We start from the raw sequence: 625 nt of genomic DNA, 5'->3' as shown, positions 1-625 counted from the left end.
GGTCGCCGTTTGCCATGCTTCGTGCATCGGCCCGCTCGACACGGAGTCGCCGAACCGCCAGCCGTTGGTGAGCAGTGTGCCGAGAAACAACGCCATGACCAGGACCGCCGATACCCCGCCGAGGATGCCCCATGCGCGAAGCAGCATGTCCCGGCTCACCACATTCTCGCTGCGTTGGCGCGGAGGTCTGTCCATCAATCCGGGTTCTGCAGGTTCGCGTCCGAGGGCAAGGGCGGGCAGTGTTTCGGTTCCGAGATCGATTGCGAGAATCTGCATGACTGTCAGGGGGAGTGGGATGTTGCCTCCCGACAATGCGTACAGCAAGAACGGCACAACCTCGGGTGTAGCGTGCGCGAAGATGTACACGATGAACTTGCGGACGTTGTCGTACACCCTGCGCCCGGCTTCGACGGCCGTCACTACGGTCGCGAAATTGTCGTCGGTGAGAACCATGGTTGCTGCCTCGCGGGCAACGTCCGTTCCCGATTTGCCCATCGCGATGCCGATGTCGGCACGACGCAGTGCCGGTGCGTCGTTCACTCCGTCACCGGTCATGGCCACGACGTTCCCGAGGCTACGAAATGCATCGGTGATTCTCAGTTTGACTTCTGGTGAGCTGCGAGCG

General features: G+C 62.1%; 1 protein-coding gene. It reads right to left on the bottom strand.

The genetic code is table 11. The features are described 5' to 3' along the window. The coding region (locus A2J03_RS06250) for an HAD-IC family P-type ATPase (RefSeq protein WP_156520236.1) at nt 1-625 on the bottom strand (625 nt) is incomplete at both ends.

It is taken from the genome of Rhodococcus sp. EPR-157 (assembly GCF_001647195.1).
In the GTDB taxonomy this organism is placed as follows: Bacteria; Actinomycetota; Actinomycetes; order Mycobacteriales; family Mycobacteriaceae; genus Rhodococcoides.
Note: the sequence above shows the minus strand (reverse complement) of the source record. Positions and strands in the feature narration are given on the sequence as shown.